Origin of the sequence: Fundidesulfovibrio putealis DSM 16056 (genome assembly GCF_000429325.1) — a bacterium.
Classification (GTDB): domain Bacteria; phylum Desulfobacterota; class Desulfovibrionia; order Desulfovibrionales; family Desulfovibrionaceae; genus Fundidesulfovibrio; species Fundidesulfovibrio putealis.
Genome location: NZ_AUBQ01000006.1, coordinates 37799 through 53305, shown reverse-complemented (window position 1 = coordinate 53305; position 15507 = coordinate 37799). Strand labels below are relative to the sequence as shown.

Below are 15507 nucleotides of genomic sequence, written 5' to 3'. Positions count from 1 at the left end.
CCGCCGGAGCCGTCTCCAAGGCGGTCCAGCCTGCGTCTTGCGATACGGCGAGGACCAAACCCACCCTTGACCATATCCACCGGGAAGCGCTAAGTAGTACACGCTAAAGAAATAATTCACGCAGGAGCGATGCACATGCCTGAACATGAAAAATTCACCAAGCAGATGGAAGAGCAGCTCAAGCACTTCAAGGAAAAGATCGACGCCACCAAGGCCAAGGCCGAGAACAGGGGTCAGGAGTTCATCAAGGGCTACGAGCAGGACCTGGAAAAGCTGGAATCCAAGTATGAGCTGGCGCGCTACAAGCTGACGCTCTTGCGCAAGGGCGGGAAGTCGGCCTGGAGCGAACTGAAGACGGGCTTCGAGAACGCCTTCCACGACCTGAAAGAGGCTGTGGGCAAGGCCAAGGAGAAGTTTTAGTGCAGCGGCCTTGACAACTGAACATGTTTGTCAAGGATAATAGCGGCTTAGATTTTTATCCTCCTCATAAATGTGCATTTATTGAGAGGAATCCACACGTGTGTCGCGTTGGTGAAAAACAACATGTTTTTCACCAACAAAATGTATGGTTCTCTTGGCTTAGAACCACACACTGTATGAACGCATTTTGAGGGCTCCACACTGGGGCTCGCTCCTCTGGAACAACCGCCCAGACAGCAGCGAAACCCCGCCCGGGCGGGACGGAGTCTATTTTTTCCCAGGCTTCATATCAATCATAAGGCCGTCCGCCCCCAGGTTCAGGATCAGGCCCTTGGTGGTGGTGCGCAGCTTGATGACCACTCCGTTGGAGTTCTCCAGCCACTGGACTCCCTTGCCCTCCACCGCCGCGTATCCGGCGCGGACCTGGAAGAATGCTCCGGGGAACTCTTCGACATTGTTGAGATTGTACACTTCTCCGGTGGCGGTCGTCTTGGAGACGCCAAAGCCGCCGACGCCCAGGCTCCCCAGCTTGAAGGGATACTTGCGGCCCTTGAACGTCAGCGTTCCTTCGCCGCCGCTGACCCCAAGGATGAAACCGCCCTGCCCGAACTTCATGGTCACGCTGCCGGTGGGCTTGTCGCCGGGTTCCACCTTGGCCGCTTCAGCTGCCTGGAGGGGCGCGGAGCACAAAAGTGAAATGAGGATCAGACAGCTGCCAAGCATGCCGGAAAGAAACCGTCGATTCGTGACCATACCCGGAAGACCTCCGCTCTGCGTGTCGCCGCCGGGAAAGCCTTTATCCCAACGATCCGTCATGACACGCTATTCCACGCACGGGCCCATGGCAAGCCTTCGGCGCTCAGCTCGCCCGGAAACTTCGCTCAGCTTAAAAGCCGTCCACTGCACCAAGACCCGCCACAGCAGGGCACAAACCGCTTCGACGCACCGGAATCGTCGGCAGGAGTGGTCCGCCGTCGAGTATCCAGTCGGATCCGCTTTGGTCCGGGATTTGCCGCTCGTTACTTGACCACCTGGATGATGAGGCCCTCGCCGCCCACGGCCAGCGACAGTCCCTTGGTCTTGGAGCGCAGCTTGAGCACGACTCCCTTGGTGTTCTTCAGCCACAGGATGCCCTCGCCGTTCCCGGCGGCGTAGTCCGCCCCGCCCTGGACGTAGGCTCCCGAGAAATCTTCAAGCCGCGCGAGGTTGTACACGTCGCCCTCGGCGTCCACAGTGGTGATGCCCAGAAGCCCGATGCCGAGCCCCCCCAGCTTGAAGGGATAGGTCTGCCCCTCGAAGGTCAAGACGCCCCTGCCGCCGGTGGCGCTGATCAGCATGGCGCCGCGACCCACGGTCATACTCACGCGCCCGGATGACGGGCCGTCGGAACCGCTCGGCGCGTCCTGGGCCTGGGCTACCCCGGCAGGCGCGCAACACAGCAGCGCGGCGACGAAACATGCGGCTATCGATCCGAAAAGTCTTTTGTTCATTTCATCAAGCTCCCTGATTCCAGTGATGTTCGCTCTCACACTGGCCTGTCGCAACGCGGCCAACCTGCCATATGTCGCAGAACTATAAGGGATTCCAAAGGGGCTCGCCCCTTTGGCCGCCGGAGGCTTCTGCAACAAAACGCCCTCCGCGCCCGACAATTACTCCCCCACTTCCTGCAACCCGACGCTTCGCCCGGCCTGCCGGTCCCCCGCTTCCCCTCAATTCCCGTCCGGGAAGAGCAGGCGTCCGATTATCAGGTTGCTCACCAGCATGCCCTGGCGTGTCAGGCGCAGGCAGCCGTCCTTGATTCGGATCAGCTCCTTCTGGCGAAGCGCGCTCATAAGCTTGGGCTCGGCGGTGGCCAGGTCGCGCCCGGTGAGACGCCGGTACTCCGCCAGCCGGACGCCCTTGGAGGTGCGCAGCGACAGCATGAGAAGCTCCCTGGCCCGCACTTCGGGCGTGAGCGTCTCTGCCTCGCGCCCCCATCCCTTGCTCCGCGCCAGGGCCGCGTACCCGGCCACGTCGGACGGGTTCTGCCAGCGCCGCCCGGCCAGCGTGGACACCGCCGACGGCCCCAGCCCCAGGTAGTCCTTGCCCTCCCAGTAGCCCTGGTTGTGGCGCGAGGAGAACCCCATGCGCCCGAAGTTGCTTATCTCGTAGTGCAGATAGCCCTGTTCCTCAAGGAAATCCCCGCCATGCACGTACATCTTGGCGGCCTCGTCCTCGGGCGGCATGACCAGTGCCCCCTCTTCCGCAATGCGGGCCATGGGAGTTCCCTCCTCCAGGGTGAGCCCGTAGGCCGAGATGTGCTCCGGCCCCAGGCGCACCGCCGCCTTGAGGGTATCCATCCACTGCTTCAGGCGCTGGCCGGGAAGCCCCCAGATGAGGTCCACGGAGAGGTTGGCGAAGCCTGCCGCGCGCAGGCGCTGCACGGCGGTCAAAACGTCCGCCACGCCGTGAGGCCGCCCCAGCATCACAAGCTCGGCCTCGTTCATGGACTGCACCCCAAGCGATATGCGGTTCACGCCCGCTGAGCGCCACTGGTGCATGAGGTCCTTGTCCACGGCGGAGTCCGGGTTGGCCTCCAGAGTGAATTCGATGTCCTTGGGGATGGTGAAGTTGCGCCGCAGAGACTTCATAAGCCTGTCAAAAGCCCAGGACGGCAGCAGGCTCGGCGTGCCGCCGCCCAGGTACACCGTCTCCACGGACGGTTTCTTGAGGAGCGCGCCGTAGTGGGCCGCCTCGGCGGAGACCGTCTGCTCCCAGGTTTCCAGCACGTCCATGTCCATCACCTGGGAGGAGAAGGCGCAGTAGCGGCACTTGCTGACGCAGAAGGGGACGTGGACGTAGAGGAGCATTTGTATAGGACCTGTTGTTATTACAGCAATATAGTCAACTATTGTTTTCGGAAGCCTCCGGCGGGCAAAGGGCTCCGCCCTCTGCACACCCTCTCCGCTTCGCGTAGTGGGCGGAAAGCTGTCGGGTAGGCCGGAACCTCAAGACGCTACTACGCGATTTCTGCCGGAACGCTTGCCCTCATACAACGCCACGTCCGCCCGCCGGATCACATCGGCCACGGACTCCCCGTCCCGCACCGTGGCGACGCCCAGCGTCGCGCTCAGGCGCAGGGAGTGTCCCTCGTAGGCGTAAACCCGCTCCCCGATGTCCAGGCGGATGCGTTCAGCGATAGCCCTGGCCAGATCCGGCTCCGTGGAGGGCAGGAACAGCAGGAACTCCTCCCCTCCCCACCTGACCAGAATGTCGTACGGGCGCACGGCCTGGGAAATATCCTGGCCGATCATGCGCAGCAGGCTGTCGCCTGCGTCGTGCCCGTGCAGGTCGTTTACGTTCTTGAAGAAATCGATGTCGCAAAGCACCACGGAAAAGGGTTTGCCGGTCCTCACGTAGCGGGCGTGCTCCTGCGGGGCGGACTCTTCAAAATGCCTGCGGTTGAACAGGCCTGTGAGGATGTCCGTCCTCGAAGCCATTCCCAGGCGGATGTTCATGTCCTCAAGCGTGCGTTTGGCCTGCTCGAGTTCCGCATTGGCCTCCTGAAGCTGGCGCGTCCGGTTGGCGACCATTTCTTCCAAAGAGGCGTTCAGCCCCACCAGTTCGCGTTCCATCCGCTTGCGTCTCGTCCTGTTGACGCCCAGCCCGACTATCAGGGCCGTCTCGAGCAACAGCACGACTATGCCGCCAAGGATGTACGCCCCGTGCTGGTCCCAGGCGGAGAGCTCCCTGAACTCGATGCGGCTGCCCTCGGGCAGGACCTTCTCATCGATGTTCCAGCGCTTGAGTTGCCGCCAGTCGAATGCGTATTCGCTGACCGGGCTGGGAACGGACGGACCGGCGGACTTGTCTCCCCCGAGTATCTCCAGGCTTTGCTGCGCCAGCCTGCGCCCGAAAAGCTCGAAGCTGAAGAGATACCCCCCCAGCATACCGCCGCCGAGAGCATGGGCCACAACGCCGTACACCGGGGCCTTTGCCCGCTCAGCCACCTCGCGCGCCACATCGTCGGGAATGAACGACTCGCCCTGCACGTCCCTGTGCCAACGCATGAACAGGATCGCGCTGTCCTCGCCAGCCTCGCCCATAAGGTCGAGCATCCGGGCATGCGTCAGATCGTTCGTGAACACGAACCGCGCCCGCTCGCGATAGGCCTCAGCCACGCGGGACATGTCCTTGAGGATGCTTCGTTCCTCGTCGGAATCGCCCAAGACCACGTACACCGTCTTCGTGGCGGGCCGGGTGCGGAAAATCACTTCCACGCTCTTCATGTATTCTGAATTGCGGGAGGTATCCACGCCGCCCTTGACGGCAGCCTCCAGCGCGGCGCTCTCGTCCCTGGGGAACACCACAGGCACGCCGGGAAACATCGCGTTGCCGTATTCGTCCATGAACTGCCGTATGGGGCCGCCGGAGACCACCACGTCCGGCCTCAAGCGGGCGTACTTCGCTTTGAGGAAGGCCGCCACGTCCGCCAGATAGCCCTGCTCGTTGGGGAAGCGCGCCAGATCCAGGTATTCGTAGCTGATCCGGACGTCGGCACGCGCTTTAAGGACGCTGTCGCGAAACCCCTTCACCAGTTGCAGGTGAACGGGATAATCCTGGGAGAACGGAAGGATCATCACGATGCTCTTTTCGCCAGCATCCGGCGCACGGCCGGGGCTGTCAGACCGGTCCGCGCAAAAGCCCCTCGCGCCCGGCCAAACGAACATCAGCAACAATATGAATACCAGGCGTTGCTTCGCCACTCCGCGGTCATATCCGGGCAATATCGGACACATCTTGATCTTGCCTCTGCTCTGCTTACTGCTTCAAAAGATGAACCCGCTCAGTCGGTTGCGGACGCCCCTGATGATTTCCGCCGCACAACGCGGCCTTGAGCGCAATGAAGTGCGAGCCATTCCCCGACTTATGCCCTCGAAAGCAAGATATGTGCGCAAATCTCGTGGACCGTTGCATTGACGTACAGGGTGTCTCCCGTGCGGGCCAAGCGTATTCGGATTCCAAGGCGCAGATCCTTATGCCCGAAGACTCTTCTGGTCGTTGATTGTGCGTGAAACCCGCGCTTCATGGTCATCGACCCCTGACACTACCGCCCCAGCTTCTTCCGGTAGCGGTCGAACTCGGAGTAGATGCAACCGCAATAGGGCTGGCGGTAGAGCTCCCACTCCTTGGAAAGACGTATTCCTTCCTCCCAGCCGGGGCGGAAGTCCTGGTAGAAAAAGGGTACGCCGTGAGTACGGCCTGCGGCCTCGCCAGCGTCGCGGATGGCCTGGTGGTCCTGGTATTTGCTGTAGAGCAGCGTGGAGGTGAACGCCGTGCAGCCCTGGGATTTCGCCTCGCGCGCGGCGCGGTCCAGGCGCAGCTCGTAGCAGGAGCCGCAGCGGTCCTTCTCGCGGAAGGCCGCCAAACGCAGGAACTGGACGGGGTCGTATTCGGCGTCCGCCACGACCAGGGGGACTTCAAGCCGCTCGCCCACCTGCCTTAAGGCGTCGCGGCGGCGAAGGTATTCGGCCAGGGGGTGGATGTTGGGGTTGTAGTAAAACCCCAGGACATCCTCCCCCTGGCCGAGAAGTTCCCGAAAGACCGTGATGGCGCAGGGGCCGCAGCAGGCGTGCACCAGAAGCATCGGCTACTCCGGCATGATGTGGATGGCCTTGTTGTACTGGCTTTCCAGCGCCTGGAGCCGTTCGCGCTTCTGGTTCAGCAGGTAGAAGGCCAGCTCCGGCGTGGTCTTGTAGTGCACGGCGTCGCTCGAACCGGGGCGGCGCAGCAGCCGGTAAAGATCGTGCAGGGCCTGCAGGGCCTGCCACTCCAGGTTGCGCCGGGTGCCCGTGCCCCGGCATTCGGGGCAGGTCTCGGTGGAGACGGACATGGCAGAGGAGCCCATGCGCTGGCGCACGATCTCCATGAGGCCGAACCGCGAAATCTTGCCCACGTCGTGGCGCGCGCGGTCGATCTTCATGGCCGTCTTCATGGCCTTTTCCACCTCGGCCACGTGCTTGCGCTCCTTGAGCTCGATGAAGTCCACCACCACCTGTCCGCCGATGTCGCGCAGGCGCAGCTGGTTGGCCACCTCGGCGGCGGCTTCCATGTTGGTGCGCAGCGCCATCTCCTTGAAGTTGGTCTCTCCGCCGATCTTGCCGGAGTTCACGTCCACGGCGGTGAGGGCTTCGGTGTGGTCGATCACCAGGCGCCCGCCGGAGGGCAGGATCACCTCGCGCCCGTGCAGCTGGTCGATCTGCCTGCGCAGGTTGAAGCGCTCCCACATGGAGTGCTCGTGGTCGGTGTGCAGCTTCACCAGTCCCTGGCGGCGCGGAAAGACCAGGGCGGCCATCTCGGAGACGCGCTCGGCGGTCTCCTTGTCGTCCACCCAGACCTCGTTGACGTCGTCGGTGAGGTAGTCGCGCACGGCGCGCGCGGACAGATCCGGCTCCTGGTAGATCATGCTCGGGGTGGGCACGCTGGTGCCGCGCCCGCGCACGTCCTTCCAGAGGCGCTTGAGATAGTTGATGTCGCGTTCCAGGGCGGTCTTGGACTGCCCGATGGAGGCGGTGCGCACGATGATGCCGATGCCCTCGTCCAGCTTGACGCCACCGGCGATCTCTTTCAGGCGCTTGCGCTCCTCGTCGTCCTCCACCTTGCGGGAGATGCCCTTCTGCTCGCGGCCGGGAGTCAGCACGAAGTAGCGCCCGGGAAGCGACAAATAGCTGGTGACGAACGCGCCCTTGTTGCCGGTGGGTTCCTTCACCACCTGGATGAGCACTTCCTGACCCTTTTTCAGCACCTTCTGGATGGGCGGATACTTGCCCCGGCGCTCTGGATTGGCCTCTTCCTGGTAGTATTCGGGGTGGACCTCGTCGATCTGGAGGAATCCGTTGCGTTCGGCCCCGTAGTTGATGAAGGCCGCCTGGAGGGAGGGATCGACGTTGTGGATCTTGCCTTTGTAGATGTTGCCGCGCGTCTTGGCCTGATGGGTCATCTCCACGTAGTATTCCTGGAGGACGCCGTCTTCGGCTATCGCGACCTCCACTTCCTCACCGGGAAGCACGGAGACGAACATCTTGCGCTTGCGCTTCTTGACTGCCATGCGAAATTCTCCTGCCGGACCGCCCTCTGCGCCGATTGATATGGCGCGGTGCGTCTCAGGTATCCCCCTCGGGGGCGGGCGTCCGGTCTGGTGTTGCCCCTGCGGGCGCGCAAAGCGCTACCCGGAGGCGGCACGTTGATGCCGTAAATTATTCTTGCCCAGGGCGGCGCACCTTCCTGGTTCGGAAGTAAAACGCGCCGCCGTTTAAGCGCCGGACCTGCACAAGGCCCTGCGCCTGAAAATCGTCGAGTAAATTCCTGAGGTCGCTGTCCGTCGCGCCCAGCACCCGGGCCAGGTCCGTTGCGGACTGCGGCCTGCGCGCCAGGGAATCGAGCACCCTCATGCTCAGGGCCTGTAGCCCTTCCCCGGTCTGGTTGTCCAGTGGATGCGCGAAATGCCGGGCTTTTTCCGGAGTCGCCGCGTCGTCCTGCGCTTCACCCTGCCCTGCCTGCCCGGCCTCATCTTCCAGCGCCGAGTCCCGGCAGGCCTGGGTCGCCTGAGTGTGCTGCGATGGCCTGACGTCCTCACGCCCGGTTCCGGGGGCGCACAGGGCCTGCCGGAAACGCTCGAGCGTGGCCGGGGGCGCGGGCATGGCCTGGATGTAGGCTCCTGGCCGGGTCATGGTCACCACGTCCACACGATCCGGCTTAAGCTCCGTGCAGAAGGCGCTCAGGCGGTCCAGGTTCTCCTGGGAGTCGTTCACCCCGGCCAGCACCAGCACCTCCAGGCAGAGCCGCCCGGAAAAAAGCTTGCGGAACTCCAAAAGCCCGCGCCGGATGTCCAGGAGCGACAGGCCGGATACGGGCTTGTTGATGAGCGCAAATTCGGAAGGCACCAGCGAATCCATGGAGGGCAGCACCAGATCGGCCAGGGCCAGCTCGGTGCGCACCCGGGGATCGTTTATGAGGCTCGAATTGGTGAGCACAGCCACCGGCACGCCGGGGACCAGCTCGCGCACGCCCTCGATGATGCGGCCCATGTCGGAATTGAGGGTAGGCTCGCCCATGCCGCCCAGGGTGACGACGTCGAACTCGGGATGGGGGTTGAAGAGCCAGTAGGCCAGCTCTCCCAGAATCTTGTCGGCCGGAACGTACGGCTTTCGCGCCGAGGTCAGCGCGCGGGTTGGTCCCACCTCGCAATAGAGGCAGTCGAAGGAGCAGATCTTCGCGCCCAGAAGGTCCAGGCCCAGGGACGTGCCCAGGCGGCCCGAACGCACGGGACCGAAGATCAGGCCGTGGTCGTCAAGGCGCATGAGGGTGCCTCGGCTTGACAGGTGGGGCCAGTGGGGCCATGGTGATGCGCTTCGCGCAACGCATGGAATGCATAAATAAGGAATCGTTTCACAGTGATCCAGACCGGAGAGTTGGTACTTCTCATAAGTCCCGAGGGCAAGCGCTATCTTCGCACCCTCGACCCCGCGCACACCTTCCACACCCAGGAAGGCCTGCTGAAAATGGCTGAAGTGGCCGAGGCCGGATTCGGCTCGGTGGTGCGCACCCACAAGGGTTTCGCCTTCCGCATCCTGAAACCCACCCTGCACGACTGCATCAAGGGCGTTCGCCGCTCCACCACCATCATGTATCCTAAAGAGATCGGCTACGTCCTGCTGAAACTCGGGGCCGGACCGGGCAGGCGCATCGTGGAGGCGGGCAGCGGCTCCGGAGGGCTGACCACAGCCCTGGCCTGGATGGCCGGTGACACTGGCCGGGTCTATACCTGCGAGCGCCGCGAGGAGTTCTCCAAGCTGGCCAGGGAGAACATCGAGCGCGCGGGCCTGTCCCACCGGGTGAGTTTCTTCCACCGCGACATCGCCGACGGCTTCCCCGAGGAGGCGCGCGGCGCGGACGCCTTGTTCCTGGACGTGCGCACCCCGGCGGAATACCTCCAGCAGGCCGCAGACATCGTCTGCCCCGGCGCGCCCATCGGCTTTCTGCTGCCCACCACCAACCAGATCACTGACCTCCTGCGCGCCCTGGAGACCTCGGACTTCGAGGACGTGGAGGTGCTTGAGATCATGCTGCGCCGCTACAAGGCCGTCCCCGACCGCCTGCGCCCCGAGGACCGCATGGTCGCCCACACGGGCTTCCTGGTTTTCGCGCGGCACAAGGGCCTGGAGATCGTAAATCCTGAGCCGGTCGAACCCGAAGCGGACGCCGTGACTCCGGAAGGCTCGGATGTCCCGGAAGGACAGAGTGGGCAGGAAGAGCACGGCGAATCCGGCCAATCCGGCGGACAGGACCAGTCCACACAGGAATCCTAACGCGTGGGAACGCCCCAGGCAGGAGTTGCGCGATGTCGCCGACGCTTCACAAATACCTCAACGAAATGCTCCTGACCGAAATCGAGTCCATGCTCGAATTTTCCCTGCACGCCAGCCTCCCGGAGGGACACCCCGTCCGGGAGCGGCTGCTGGATTTCGCCCATGAGGAACTGGAACACGTCAACATGCTCATGGGCATGATCTTAAGGACTGGCGGCGCGGTCAGCGTCGGCAGGCCGGACTTCATCCGGGCGGACAGCCTGGGCGACTTCTTCTGCCGCAGCGCCGCCCGCGAGGACGACTCCATCACGCGCTACACGGCGCTCGTGGAACTTATGGAGAGCCCGGAGGACAAGGCGCTGCTGAAGAGGGCAATCGCCCAGGAACGGGCGCACAAGGAACTCCTGGAAGTCATTCGTTCCTCGTGTGACGCCCCCGGCTTGGGATAGCGCCCGGTGTTGTCCCGGAGCCTGTCCAACCGGCTTGACCGCAAGCGGCCTCAGCCCAGATTGTCCGGCATGGCCTCCACGAAGGCGCGGATCTCGTCGCGCACACGCCGGTAATGGCCGAGCGCTTCCTCCTCTGAGGCGGCGTCCCCGGCCAGGGCGGGCGGATCGTCGAAGCCCGCGTGCATGCGCCTGGCGTTGCCCCTGAAGAACGGGCAGGTCTCGTTGGCATGCCCGCACAGGGTGATGATGGCGTCGAACTCCACAGGGGGCAGGTCGTCCACGGTTTTCGAGGTCTGGCCGGAGATGTCCACCCCGGCCTCTGCCATCACGCGCACGGCGTTCGGGTTCATGCCGTGCCGGACGACCCCGGCGGAATACGCGTCGAACAGGTCGCCCTTGAGCGCGCGGGTCCATCCTTCGGCCATCTGGGAGCGGCAGGAGTTGCCCGTGCACAGGAACAGTATTTTTTTCTTCATCGTACGTGCCTTATGGGATTGATGCGCTGTTGCCACACATGCATACTGCATCGGTCAGAAATCCTGGTTACGTTTACATGACAAACAGCATGAACACATTGTAATCGTGACATGCCACACGGAAATTTTTTGAATATATTCCGTATTTATCATGGGTTGGGAAGAACTTGCCACGCGTGTCCAGCCGCCCGGACGCCGGAAACCCTTTGCTTACAGGGACCAATCTGCTACCGCCGCTCTGGACGCGGCTATAGCCCCGCCATGCACGTACCCCAAGGACAGTCTTTCCTTCCATGATGGATGAACTGAAAAAGATCGCACGGCTCTGGCCGACCTCAGGGAAAGTGCTCGTACTGACGGGCGCGGGGATCTCCGTCGCCAGCGGCATCCCGGACTTTCGCAGTCCCGGCGGCCTGTGGTCGGTCTACGATCCCATGCAGGTGGCCACCGCAGACGCCCTGGACAACAATCCCATGGCGGTCTGGAAGTTCCTGATGGACGCGGTGTGGGTCATGTCGCGGGCCGAGCCCAACCCGGCGCATCTGGCGCTGGCCGAACTGGAACGCGCGGGCATGCTGGAAGCCGTGGTCACGCAGAACATCGACGGATTGCATCAGAGGGCAGGATCGCAGAACGTGCTGGAGTTCCACGGCTCAATGTCGCGCTACCGCTGCAATTCCTGCGAAAAGCCGCACGACGCGGCCCTCGCCAGGTCCATAACCCTGGCCACGGCCCCCTGGCGCTGCGACTGCGGCGGGGTGGTGCGCCCCGACATTGTGTTCTTCGGGGAGGCCATCCCACTTGACGCACTGCACAAAAGCGGTCAATTGGCCTGCGGCGCGGAGCTTACGCTCATCGTCGGAACGTCCTGCGAGGTCACCCCGGCAAGTTCCCTGCCGGGACTCACCAAACAGTACGGCGGCAGGTTGGCCGAAATAAACCTGGAACCCGGCCGCATGGCGCATCTCTGCGACGCACGCGTGGCGGCAAAGGCCGAAGAAGCCCTCCCCGAGCTTGCGCGGCTGCTGTTGGAACACAGGAACACTACCACAAGGTGAAGACATGATTGATACTTTGACGCCACACGGCGGCATCCTGGATATGCTCGCCACCGCCACGCTCACGGTTAAATTCGTCCTGGCCATCCTGGTGGTCATGTCGCTGGCCAGCTGGAGCATCATCTTCCTCAAGCTCTTCACGCTCTCCACCGCCCGCAAGGAGGCCGCACGGGACTCCAAGCTCTTCCAGGAGTCGGAGAACCTGAAGCTGGCCATGCGCGCGGTGAGCCAGCACAAGGGCTCACCCTGCTACGCCGTGGGCCTCCAGGCCTTCGAGGAGCTCATGCGCATGGAAGAGGCCGACCTGGACCCCGCCGAGAAATCCCGCGTGGCCATGGACAACATCCGCCGCACCCTGCGCCAGGCAGTGGCCTCGGAGCTCGGGATGCTCACCAAGTCGTTGTCGTTTCTTGCCACCTGCGCCAACGCCACGCCCTTCATCGGCCTGTTCGGCACGGTCTGGGGCATCATGAACTCGTTCCACTCCATCGGCCTCCAGCAGTCCGCCGCGCTGGCCGCCGTGGCCCCCGGCATCTCCGAGGCGCTGGTGGCCACCGCCATCGGCCTGGGCGTGGCCATCCCCGCCACCCTGGCCTACAACTTCTTCCTGGGCTACATCCGCCACATCGAGCGTGAGCTCATCGGCTTCTCGGGCGCGTTCCTGAACCGCATCCAGCGCGAAGTGAGCTGGTCGCACAAGCCGCAGCCCCGCCCCGAGGCGCAAAAGCCCGCTCCCCGCGTGCGGGAGGACTACTAACATGGGCATGTCCACCGGCGGAGGCGGAGACGGCTTCCTGGCCGACATCAACGTCACGCCTTTCGTGGACGTGATGCTGGTGCTGCTCATCATCTTCATGGTCACCGCCCCCATGATGACCCAGGGCCTGGAAGTGGACCTCCCCCAGACCAAGACCGTCACCAGCCTGCCCCAGGACTCCGAGAACCTGGTGCTCTCCATCCGCAAGGACGGCTCCCTGCACCTGGCCGATTACCAGGTGACCATGGAAGAACTGCCCGCACACGTGAAGAGGCTGGTGACCGACCAGAAGAAGATGCTCTTCCTGCGCGCCGACCGCGAAGTGCCCTACGGCATCGTGGTGCAGGCCATGGGGCAGATCAAGGGCGCGGGCGTCGATAAGCTGGGCGTGGTGGCCGAGCCGGAACCCGTCAAGGACGACAAGTCCCAGGGCCGCGCAAAGAAATGACCGCCCGCCGGTCCTCAGGAATGATATTGTAAGGCAATGCGCTATCTCAGCTGGCTCTTTTCGCTCTTTCTGCACCTGACCGTGGTGCTGGGGGGCATCCTTCTCTCCAACATGGAGATGCACAAGATCAGGCTGGACGTGCCGGTGTACGAGGTCGAACTCGTGGATCTGCGCCTGCCCGGCCCCGGCGCGAAACCCGAAGCAGCCCCCGGCTGGCAGGGTCCCGGACAACCGGGGCAACAACCCACCCCCGAACCTCCCGGCCCCAAGGCCGACCTGCCTCCCAGCCCCCAGCAGGACGCAAAGCCCCTGTCCGACCAGGCTGCCGACGCGGCGAAAAAGGCTGCGGAAGACGCCGCCAAAAAAGCCGCAGCCGAGAAGGCTGCAGCCGAGGAAGCCCACAAGAAGGCCGTGGCCGAGGACGCCGCCAAGAAGGCTGCCGTCGAGAAGGCCGCTGCCGAGAAAGCTGCGGCTGAAAAAGCTGCAGCCGAAAAGGCAGCTGCCGAGGCCGCGCGCATCGCTGCCGAGAAGGCCCTCAAGGAAAAGGCTGAAAAAGAAGCCAAAGAGAAGGCCGAAAAAGAGAAAGCCGCCAAGGACGCCGCCGACAAGGCCGCAAAGGACAAGGCGGAGAAAGAAGCCAAGGAAAAGGCCGAGAAGGACGCCAAGGACAAGGCTGCCAAGGATGCTGCCGACAAGGCGGCGAAGGAAGCCGCCGACAAGGCCGCAAAGGAAAAAGCCGCCAAGGACGCTGCAGACAAGGCCGCCAAGGAGCGCCAGGACGTGCTCAGCCAGGCCCTCAAGGATGCGAAATCCAAGGCTGGCCAGGGCAGCACCTCCGGCCCCAGCGCCGTGGACCAGGAACTGGCCAAGCTGCGCCAGCAGGCCGGCCAGGGCGGCGGTGGCGGAGGAGGCGGCGGAAGCCCTGAATCCAAGGCCACTTACGGCGCAATCATAAATCAGCTCATCAAGCGCAACTGGCGTTTCCCCCAGTTTTCCAACCTGAAGCTTATTTGTGTTGTGGAATTGCAAATAGGACGCGATGGGCGTATCCAATCGGCACGAATCACTCAGCCGTCGGGACGTGCCGACTTCGACAACTCGGCGATGCGGGCAGTTCAGGAGACCGGAGACCTGCCGCAACCGCCATCTGGTGTCGAACGCCTTGAACTGACCTTCAACTCACAGGAAAAACGTTAGCTATGACGTCACTTCGCAGCTTGCTCGTATGCGCTTTCGCCGTGCTCGCCCTGGCGGCCACGGTTGTCGATTCCCGTGCGCAGGACACCCTTGCCATCGAGATCCAGGGGCCCGGACAGGCGCGCATGAATATCGTCCAGTCCAAGCCCTTCGCCGACGGCAACATGCCCGCCGACGCCCAATACCTGAACGAACTCATCCGCAAAAACCTGGCCTTCATGCCCTTCCTCAAGGTCATGAGCGACACGGATATCCTCGGCGGGGCCACCCTGCCCGGCCCCAAGGCCGAGCAGATCGACTTCAAGCCCTTCTCCCTGGCCAAGGTGGACCTGCTGGTCACCGCCGTGTGGAAGCCCGGCAAAGGCCTTGGGGATGTTGAACTGCGCGCCTTCGAGGTGTTCTCCCAGAAACTTCTGCTGGGCAAGGTCTACGGCAGCGTCACCCGCGACCAGCTCCCCGAGGTGGCCGACCGCTTCTGCATGGAGCTCATGGCGCTCCTGACCGGCCAGGGGACCATCTTCAAGGCCAAGCTGGCTTTCGTGAAGCCCTCCGGCAAGGGCAAGGACATCTGGATGGTCGGAGCCATGGGGCGCGACCTGTCCCAGGTGACCCGCTACGGCGACCTGGGCATGGCCATCTCCCCGGCCTGGTCCTGGGACGGCGGGCGCATCTGTTTCACGCTCATCGGGTCCACCTCGCACTATCTGGGCGTTTGGAGCGGCGGCAAGGCCAACGTGTTCACCCTGCCCTCCTCCACGGTCATCAGCCCGCACTACATGCCAAACGGCACCATCGCCGTCGCGCTCAACATTCGCGGCAACACCGACATCTATTCTTTGGACAGCTCGTTCAAGAACACCGCCGGAACTCTCGTGGCCGACTCCTCCATCGACGTGTCGCCCAGCTTCGACCAGTCCGGCAACCTGATGGCCTTCGTGTCCGACCGCCTGGGCAACCCCAACATCTTCGTCAAGGACCTCTCGGGCGGCTCCGTGCGCCGGGCCTCCAAGTCCGGCTACAACACCAACCCGTCCATGAGCCCGGACGGCAAGTACATCGCCTACTCCAAGCAGGCAGGCGGCGGGCACAGGATCTTCGTCTACGAACTGGCCACCGACACGGAAAAGCAGGTCAGCTTCGGCCCCGGCTCCGACGAGAACCCCAGCTTCGCGCCCGACAGCTACTTCATCGCCTTCTCCACCAGCCGCTCCGGCGGCCGGAAGATATACCTGACCACCCGCAACGGGGATGGTGCGGTCCAGATTCCCACTGGCGAAGGCGATGCGCTGATGCCGTCCTTCAGCCCCGTCGCGGCAAAGGACTAATGCTTTATTGGTTTCAATCGTGTCATCCAA

The 15507-nt window shown here is 63.4% G+C and carries 16 protein-coding genes; 8 read left to right on the top strand and 8 right to left on the bottom strand.

The genetic code is table 11. The features are described from left to right. Nucleotides 1–135: 135 nt before the first annotated feature. Nucleotides 136–420, top strand: coding sequence for a sll1863 family stress response protein (locus tag G453_RS0107560; protein WP_027190566.1), 285 nt, complete (start codon nucleotides 136–138; stop codon nucleotides 418–420). 267 nt (nucleotides 421–687) lie between these two features. On the opposite strand, the gene G453_RS0107555 is transcribed toward G453_RS0107560, so the two are convergent. The 7 genes from G453_RS0107555 to G453_RS28375 form a co-directional block, all read right to left on the bottom strand. After that, a complete protein-coding gene (locus G453_RS0107555) occupies nucleotides 688–1173 on the bottom strand; it encodes a hypothetical protein (protein ID WP_027190565.1) in 486 nt (161 codons plus the stop codon). A gap of 266 nt (nucleotides 1174–1439) precedes the next feature. Beyond that, entirely contained in the window at nucleotides 1440–1910 is a 471-nt protein-coding gene (locus G453_RS22930; protein ID WP_043644993.1) for a hypothetical protein, read from the bottom strand. A 219-nt stretch (nucleotides 1911–2129) separates the two neighbouring features. Further along, complete coding sequence (gene hemW / locus G453_RS0107545) at nucleotides 2130–3269, bottom strand: radical SAM family heme chaperone HemW (protein WP_027190564.1); 1140 nt, start codon at nucleotides 3267–3269, stop codon at nucleotides 2130–2132. 138 nt (nucleotides 3270–3407) lie between these two features. Beyond that, nucleotides 3408–5039 (bottom strand): GGDEF domain-containing protein, encoded by a 1632-nt coding sequence (locus G453_RS26160; RefSeq protein WP_051271975.1) that lies wholly within the window; start codon nucleotides 5037–5039, stop codon nucleotides 3408–3410. 467 nt (nucleotides 5040–5506) lie between these two features. Continuing rightward, the gene (locus G453_RS0107535; RefSeq protein WP_027190563.1) at nucleotides 5507–6046 is read right to left on the bottom strand and encodes an epoxyqueuosine reductase QueH; all 540 of its coding nucleotides are present in this window, start codon (nucleotides 6044–6046) and stop codon (nucleotides 5507–5509) included. A 3-nt stretch (nucleotides 6047–6049) separates the two neighbouring features. After that, nucleotides 6050–7507: an Rne/Rng family ribonuclease gene (locus tag G453_RS0107530; RefSeq protein ID WP_027190562.1), complete on the bottom strand. Its 1458-nt coding sequence runs from the start codon at nucleotides 7505–7507 to the stop codon at nucleotides 6050–6052. Nucleotides 7508–7655: 148 nt separating this feature from the next. Then, a complete protein-coding gene (locus G453_RS28375) occupies nucleotides 7656–8759 on the bottom strand; it encodes a radical SAM protein (protein ID WP_051271972.1) in 1104 nt (367 codons plus the stop codon). A gap of 93 nt (nucleotides 8760–8852) precedes the next feature. Here G453_RS28375 and G453_RS22915 point away from each other — a divergent pair, with 93 nt between their 5' ends. Then, a complete protein-coding gene (locus G453_RS22915; protein ID WP_235731716.1) occupies nucleotides 8853–9767 on the top strand; it encodes a tRNA (adenine-N1)-methyltransferase in 915 nt (304 codons plus the stop codon). A 32-nt stretch (nucleotides 9768–9799) separates the two neighbouring features. Beyond that, entirely contained in the window at nucleotides 9800–10216 is a 417-nt protein-coding gene (locus G453_RS0107515; RefSeq protein ID WP_027190561.1) for a ferritin-like domain-containing protein, read from the top strand. Nucleotides 10217–10266: 50 nt separating this feature from the next. Here the strand turns inward: G453_RS0107515 and G453_RS0107510 are convergent, their stop codons facing one another. Continuing rightward, nucleotides 10267–10692 (bottom strand): arsenate reductase ArsC, encoded by a 426-nt coding sequence (locus G453_RS0107510; protein ID WP_027190560.1) that lies wholly within the window; start codon nucleotides 10690–10692, stop codon nucleotides 10267–10269. A gap of 293 nt (nucleotides 10693–10985) precedes the next feature. Here G453_RS0107510 and G453_RS0107505 point away from each other — a divergent pair, with 293 nt between their 5' ends. From G453_RS0107505 to G453_RS0107485, 5 genes are read left to right on the top strand one after another with little or no spacing between them, the layout of a single operon-like run. Further along, complete coding sequence (locus tag G453_RS0107505; RefSeq protein ID WP_235731715.1) at nucleotides 10986–11750, top strand: SIR2 family NAD-dependent protein deacylase; 765 nt, start codon at nucleotides 10986–10988, stop codon at nucleotides 11748–11750. Between the two features lie 7 nt (nucleotides 11751–11757). Next, nucleotides 11758–12507 (top strand): MotA/TolQ/ExbB proton channel family protein, encoded by a 750-nt coding sequence (locus tag G453_RS0107500; protein WP_027190558.1) that lies wholly within the window; start codon nucleotides 11758–11760, stop codon nucleotides 12505–12507. Between the two features lies 1 nt (nucleotide 12508). Continuing rightward, the gene (tolR, locus tag G453_RS0107495; protein ID WP_027190557.1) at nucleotides 12509–12955 is read left to right on the top strand and encodes a protein TolR; all 447 of its coding nucleotides are present in this window, start codon (nucleotides 12509–12511) and stop codon (nucleotides 12953–12955) included. Nucleotides 12956–12991: 36 nt separating this feature from the next. Beyond that, on the top strand, nucleotides 12992–14152 hold the full coding sequence (tolA, locus tag G453_RS0107490; RefSeq protein WP_027190556.1) for a cell envelope integrity protein TolA: 1161 nt from the start codon (nucleotides 12992–12994) through the stop codon (nucleotides 14150–14152). Between the two features lie 2 nt (nucleotides 14153–14154). Then, nucleotides 14155–15477: a PD40 domain-containing protein gene (locus tag G453_RS0107485; protein ID WP_027190555.1), complete on the top strand. Its 1323-nt coding sequence runs from the start codon at nucleotides 14155–14157 to the stop codon at nucleotides 15475–15477. Nucleotides 15478–15507: the final 30 nt, after the last annotated feature.